Source organism: Thermus sp. 2.9, from assembly GCF_000794385.1.
Lineage (GTDB): Bacteria > Deinococcota > Deinococci > Deinococcales > Thermaceae > Thermus > Thermus thalpophilus.
In genome coordinates this window covers 1-5,573 of sequence record NZ_JTJB01000016.1, presented here as the reverse complement: position 1 = coordinate 5,573, position 5,573 = coordinate 1, and the positions used below count along the sequence as shown (strand labels likewise).

At 64.7% G+C, this 5,573-nt stretch carries 5 protein-coding genes and 2 pseudogenes; all 7 read left to right on the top strand.

Features of this window, described 5'->3' with window-relative positions; all coding sequences use genetic code 11:
- Nucleotides 1-129: 129 nt before the first annotated feature.
- Nucleotides 130-270: pseudogene (locus QT17_RS14975) on the top strand (DUF4277 domain-containing protein); the annotation flags it as partial.
- A pseudogene (locus QT17_RS05275) lies at nucleotides 261-698 on the top strand (IS1634 family transposase); the annotation flags it as partial. The pseudogenes QT17_RS14975 and QT17_RS05275, both read left to right, overlap by 10 nt.
- 83 nt (nucleotides 699-781) lie before the next feature.
- Nucleotides 782-1,201, top strand: a complete 420-nt coding sequence (locus tag QT17_RS13985; RefSeq protein WP_200883379.1) for a restriction endonuclease subunit S — start codon at nucleotides 782-784, stop codon at nucleotides 1,199-1,201.
- Between the two features lie 24 nt (nucleotides 1,202-1,225).
- Nucleotides 1,226-2,908, top strand: coding sequence for a DUF262 domain-containing protein (locus tag QT17_RS05265; protein ID WP_039457386.1), 1,683 nt, complete (start codon nucleotides 1,226-1,228; stop codon nucleotides 2,906-2,908).
- 187 nt (nucleotides 2,909-3,095) lie between these two features.
- Nucleotides 3,096-3,422 (top strand): helix-turn-helix domain-containing protein, encoded by a 327-nt coding sequence (locus tag QT17_RS05260; protein ID WP_081995780.1) that lies wholly within the window; start codon nucleotides 3,096-3,098, stop codon nucleotides 3,420-3,422.
- Nucleotides 3,385-4,044 carry an SdpI family protein gene (locus tag QT17_RS05255; protein ID WP_039457383.1) on the top strand — a complete coding sequence of 220 codons (660 nt, stop codon included), beginning with the start codon at nucleotides 3,385-3,387 and terminating at the stop codon, nucleotides 4,042-4,044. The genes QT17_RS05260 and QT17_RS05255 overlap by 38 nt, the downstream gene beginning before the upstream one ends.
- A 458-nt stretch (nucleotides 4,045-4,502) precedes the next feature.
- Nucleotides 4,503-5,573, top strand: a 1,071-nt coding sequence (locus tag QT17_RS05250; RefSeq protein ID WP_039457390.1) for a hypothetical protein, incomplete at its 3' end; no start/stop codon positions are given.

Here is a 5,573-nt window from a genome sequence, read left to right as displayed (position 1 = left end):
CGACCTGCGGGTGTACGACCTCGGCCACCTGGTGGACGGACGGGTGGGCCCTCGCCCGGGGGAAAAGTGAGCACGGGGGTGGCCCTGAAAGCGGCCATCCCCAAGGTGTTCCCCTGACAGGGAAGCAGAAACGCCCTGGGCTTTGTCTCTTCTCCCCTCTACCTCTTCGGCCACTACTGGGAGGGTAAGCCCACGGAGCGGCTGCTGGGAGAGGGCATCCCCCCAGGCTTCCTCAACGACGACTGCATGGGCCGCATGCTGGACGTGCTCTCCTGACCAGGAACGTGCTGGACCGGGAGGGGCTTCCCTCCTGGGAGGTGCTGAGGCGGTACAAGGACCAGACCCGGACGGCGAAGCCGGGGTTCCGGTCTCTCAAAGACACCCTGTTCTTTACGGGGAGCACCTTCTTGAAGCGGCCCGAGCGGGTGATGGCCCTGGGGATGGTGATGGCCCTGGCCCTTTTGGTGTACGCCCTAGGGGAGTGGGAGCTGAGGCGGAGGCTTTGGGAGACGGGGTCCAGCCTACCAGACCAGAAGGGGAGACCCACAGCCAAGCCCACCTTGCGCTGGGTGTTTCAGCTGTTCATGTGGGTCCGCCTGGTGGGGTTGGGGGGGCGATGGCTGGTCCTCAACTTAGCCCCCCATCACGAAACCGCGGTGCGCCTTCTGAGGGCCGGGCGATATTACCTGCTGGAGTAAAGGGGGTGCGGAATGTGGGTATTATGTCCTTAAGGGGCCAAAATGGGGACACAAAGGGGCAGAAAGCATAGGGAGAACAGACTATGACGGAGCTTGGCACCATGAAGACCAGCAACCCTCCAGACCTGCCCGAAGGCTACAAGATGACCGAACTCGGCCCGCTGCCCGAGGAGTGGCGGGTGGTGCGGTTGGGGGATTTGAGGGAGGACGAGGTTATCTGGGTCAAAAATGGCTTTCCTCAAGGGAAAAATGAAGAAAGGCGAGGAGTACCCTATTCCGAACAACACGAAATCGCCCGCATCTTGCAAGCGGTGGACGAGAAAATCTGCGCCGAGGAGGGGCGCAGGGCAGCGCTGGAGGCGCTGTTTAAGACGCTGCTACACCATCTGATGACGGGCAAGGTTCGGGTGAAGGGGTTAGCCTTGCAGTTTAAGGAGGAGGTAACGCCGACGCGTGGCGGAGAGGGGGATCGTCTTCCCGGCGGGTCAGAGGCCAGACCCTAAAGCGGAAAGGGGAAGGAGGAAATCATGGGCGAGAGTCCGAAGGTCAATCCAGAAAACCTCCTGGAGATCGTAAAGGGAGCTTATCAGGGCAAGGTCGTCCTGCCGGAGTTCCAGCGCTCCTTCGTCTGGGAACGCGAGGACATTGAAGAGTTCCTCGCTTCCATCCTTCAGGGGTACTTTGTGGGCACGTTCCTGATGTTGGACACCTCGCCCGATAGCCCGCTCTTTCCGTTCCGCCCGGTCGAGGGTCTCGCCCAAGTGAACGGCCAGGCCAACCCCAAAGAGCACTCCACCGTGAGGCTGGTCCTCGACGGCCAGCAGCGAATCACCTCCGTCTTCTATGCCCTCTATGCCCCGGCTATCCCCTTAAGGAACAGCAAGCACCCTTACAAGTTCTACCTGCGTCTTAAGCCCATGCTGGAGGAGGACTTCGACGAGGCGATCGTGGGCGTCTCCACCTGGGACAAGCGGCAGCTGTCGGAGAACGAAGCCCTTGTCAGCCAGCACCGCGCCCTGCCCTTCACCCTGTTGGCCGATTCCGGAGCCTTTCGACGCTGGCTCTTCAAGGAGCAACAGGTATGGGGGGAAGACGAGCAGACGAGATTCGATGAGTTCTATAGTCGTTTTGAGAAGTTCATGGTGCCCGTGGTCAATCTCTCCTCCAACACGAACAAGGACAACATCGTCAACATCTTTGAGCGGATCAACCGGACGGGGGTGAGCCTCTCGCTCTTCGACCTCGCCGTGGCCCGGCTCTACCCCAAGGAGGTCAAGCTGCGGGAGCTCTGGGAGCAGTTCAAGAAAGAACACCCGGGGGTAGCCGGGCTGATCAAGCCGGAGTTCTTGCTCAAGGTCATTGCCGTCTTCCAGGGGAAGGAGCCGCGGAAGGGCAATTTACTGGACGTCTTGGACGGGCTGACGGCCGAGGAGTTCCTCGAGCGGTGGAGGGAGGCGGCGGAGGCGATCGTGCTTGCCCATGAGCGGGTTCGGGAGGAGTATGGGGCCCTCGAGCCGGGATGGATTCCCTACACGACCCTGCTGGTGCCCCTCGGCGCGCTGCTCTGGAAGCTGAAACGGGACAAGGCCGGGCAGGCAGCCTACGAGAACGTGGACGCTTGGTACTGGGGGAGCGTCTTCGCGCAGCGCTACGATTCCGCCGTCGACTCGAAGACGTATCGGGACTTCGGTGAGGTGAGCCGCTGGATCGAGGGCGGCGATCCGCCGGAGTGGCTCCGGCGGCTGGACCCTCAGAGCCTCAACCTCGACGTGGACGAACCGCGCTCGGCCGTCTACAAGGGCCTGATGTGCTTGATCGCCCGCCGCGGGGCGCGGGACTTCCTCACCGGCCAGCTCGCCAACCTCAACGAGTGCCAGGATGATCACATCTTCCCGAAGGCCGTGTATCAGAAAGACCACCGCGTCGACTCCGTCTTCAATCGGACGCTCATCTCGAAGGAGACGAATAACCGCAAGGGCGACAAGCGACCGTCGGAGTTCTTGCAGGAGTGTTTGGAGGGCCATGCCCATAACCACGAGAAGCTGCAGGCGACCCTGGACAGCCACTACATCCTCCCGGACGCTTACGAGGCCCTGTGCCGGGACGACTTCGAGGCGTTTGTGAAGGCCCGGGGCGGGGCGCTTCGGGAGGCCATCGCCCAGCTCTTGAATCCCTCAAGGGCAAGGCGGAGCGTAGGGGGTGTGTCATGAGCACGAACGGTGAGCCTACATTCTGCATCCCTCCTCCCCTCCGCGTTAGGATTTTGGGATAGAAGCCACACCCGACCTGCGGGTGTACGACCTCGGCCACCTGGGCCTGGTGGCCGGCATCGTGGACCTTATCGGGTCAATCGCGTCGCTCACCACCGATGGAGGGGTTTCCCACCCCCTTGGTAGCATGGAACCATGCCCAGCTTCGAGGAACGCATCACCTCTTACCTTCTTCGACTGGAAGAGCTGGAGAAGGCCCGCCCCGAAGGCGACCCCGAGGGAGGGGCCCCTAAGTGCCGGGGAGATCGCCGAGCGCTTCCCCCTGGCCCGCTCTACCCTCTCCTGGCACCTCGCCGTGCTCCAGGAGGTGGGGCTGGTGGAGGCGGAGCGGGAAGGGAGGAGGGTTTACCGCCTCAGCGCCTCGGTCCTGGGGGAGGCCCTGGCCTACTTTATGGAGCTGAGAGAAGGAGGTCCCCGTGAAATCCCTGCCCACAGTCCTGGCTCTGGCGGTTAGCTGGGGCGCTACCCTCTTCGCCCTCTGGGTCTTCCCCGACCGGGTTCCCGCCCACTGGAACGCCCTGGGCGAGGTGGACCGTTGGGGCTCCAAGTACGAGCTCCTCCTCGTGCCCGTGGTCCAGCTCCTGGTGGTGGGGCTCCTGCAGGTCTGGCCCGCCTTGGACCCCACCCGGAGGGGGTCCTGGCGGAGTTGGCCCACCCTGGTAGCGGTGGTTGGCTGGGGTTTTAGCCTTCTCCAGCTCGGCCTCCTCTACCTGGTCCACACCACCCTGGGCGGGGTCCCGGGCCGCCTGGCCTTGCGGGGGCTCTGGGTGGCCATGGGGCTCTTCTTCCTCCTCCTCGGCAATTACCTGCCCAAGGTCCCCCAGAACTGGGTCCTGGGCGTTCGCACCCCCTGGACCCTGGCGAGCCCCCGGTCCTGGCAGATCACCCACCGGGTAGCGGGGCGGGTCTTCGTGGGCTTCGGCCTGGCCCTGGTCGTCCTCGGCCTCTTTCTGCCTGACCCCCGGGCCGTCCTGGGGGCGGTAGCCCTTCTCCTCTTCGCCGGGCTCTACTTGGTCTGGCTCTCCTACGCCGTGTGGCGGGAAGAGGCCAAGGGGCCTCCCCCGGCCTCCCCTTGAACCCAAGGGTGCCCCCGCCTACCTGAAGGCAAGGAGGTGTCAGGTATGCGCTGGGCCGGGATCCTCCTCTCCCTTCTCCACTGGAGAGGTCGTAGTGGTTCGAGGGGGAGGCGACCTGGAACTTGCGTTCCAAGTCCGATGGCGGCGCTCTCCTCAAGGCTCCCCTCCCCCTCCGCTCGGCCCGAACTCGCTGCAGGAGATCTCCTCTCCTCGCCATCCTAACTAAACCCCTCTCGGTCCGGAAGACAGGCCTCGGCTCCAGGTCATCTCGTGCCTCGTCCGCCCGCCAAGAAGGCCCGTAGGGTGGCAACCCCCCGAGGGCTTCACCCGGCCCCGGGAGTTCCTGAAGGCCCTGGCCCGCTACAAGGCCCTTCTAAGGCGGCGGGAAGCCCTCCTGGACCGCCTGGCGGAGGCGGAGCGGGCCCTTACCTGAGCACGCATTGCTATAATGTGGCATGATGCGCCGCATTATGTTGCCACTCCTCTCCCTCCTGGGCCTCGCCCTCGCCCAGACCTCCAAGACCTGCACCGTGCGGTACACGCCTCCCGACTACCCCGAGCTTCCCGTGGGGAGGCCCCAGGTCTACCTCACCGTCTCCCCCACCGCCCTGGCCTCCCCCGGCTCCTTCACCGTGCGGGCCTGGACCTCCTCCCCTTCCACCACGGCCTGGGTGCGCATTCGGTGGACGAGGAGCGAACTCGCCCTCGGAAACGTGGAGCCGTGGAACCCCATTTACACCCTCCTCTCCCCCAACCCGGTCCAGGGGTGCCCCGAGGTTCAGGTGTCCACCCGAAGCCTCTCCTTCCGGGACAACGGCTTCCACCACTTCACGGCGGAGGCCTTCGTCTACTGGAAGGAGTGGCGGGAGGACTGGTCCTGCAAGTACCGGGACGACCAAGGCAAGGAGCGGACGACCACGGTGACCACCTCCGGGGGTGCGCCGGGGTCTCCCTACTACGCCTGCACCCTCCTCCGGGGCTACTGGGTGCCCCTGAGCGGGACGATCTCCACCTCGGGGCGGGGGGCGGCCTACCTCACCTGGGAGCGGGAGCTCTCCTACGATCAGGTCCTCCAGGAGTTCGCCCACCGTCTGGTGGAGGACCACAAGCAGGCGGGGGCCTCCATGCTCGCCTACGCCTACGCCAAGGAGGTCCCGGAGCCCGTGCGGAGCGCCCTCGCCAAGGTGGCCCAGGGGTACTTCTACGACTGTAATCGCCTCGGGATCTGTAAGAGGGCGGACCCGGCGGGGGAGATCAAGGTCCTCACGGACGTCCCCAGCATCCTCTACGGCCTCCTCTACACCGGGAGGCTTTGCGGGGGGTTCATCACCTTCTGCTTCGGCCAGCAGAACGCCCGGGGCGCGGACATCGGCCCCAAGGTGGAGATCAAGACCTTCCTCATGGTCAAGGGGTTTCGGCACGACTACCTCCTCATGGACCGGGTGATCCCCCGCAAGTACTACGACCCCTCGGACCCCGAGTACGGGGCGGTGCCTGAGGACGAGCGGAACCAGGTTCTCCAGGGGTGC

Coding starts and splice junctions, on each gene's coding strand:
- QT17_RS13985 (WP_200883379.1), top strand. CDS start 782: ATGACGGAGCTTGGCACCATGAAGACCAGCAACCCTCCAGACCTGCCC.
- QT17_RS05265 (WP_039457386.1), top strand. CDS start 1,226: ATGGGCGAGAGTCCGAAGGTCAATCCAGAAAACCTCCTGGAGATCGTA.
- QT17_RS05260 (WP_081995780.1), top strand. CDS start 3,096: ATGGAACCATGCCCAGCTTCGAGGAACGCATCACCTCTTACCTTCTTC.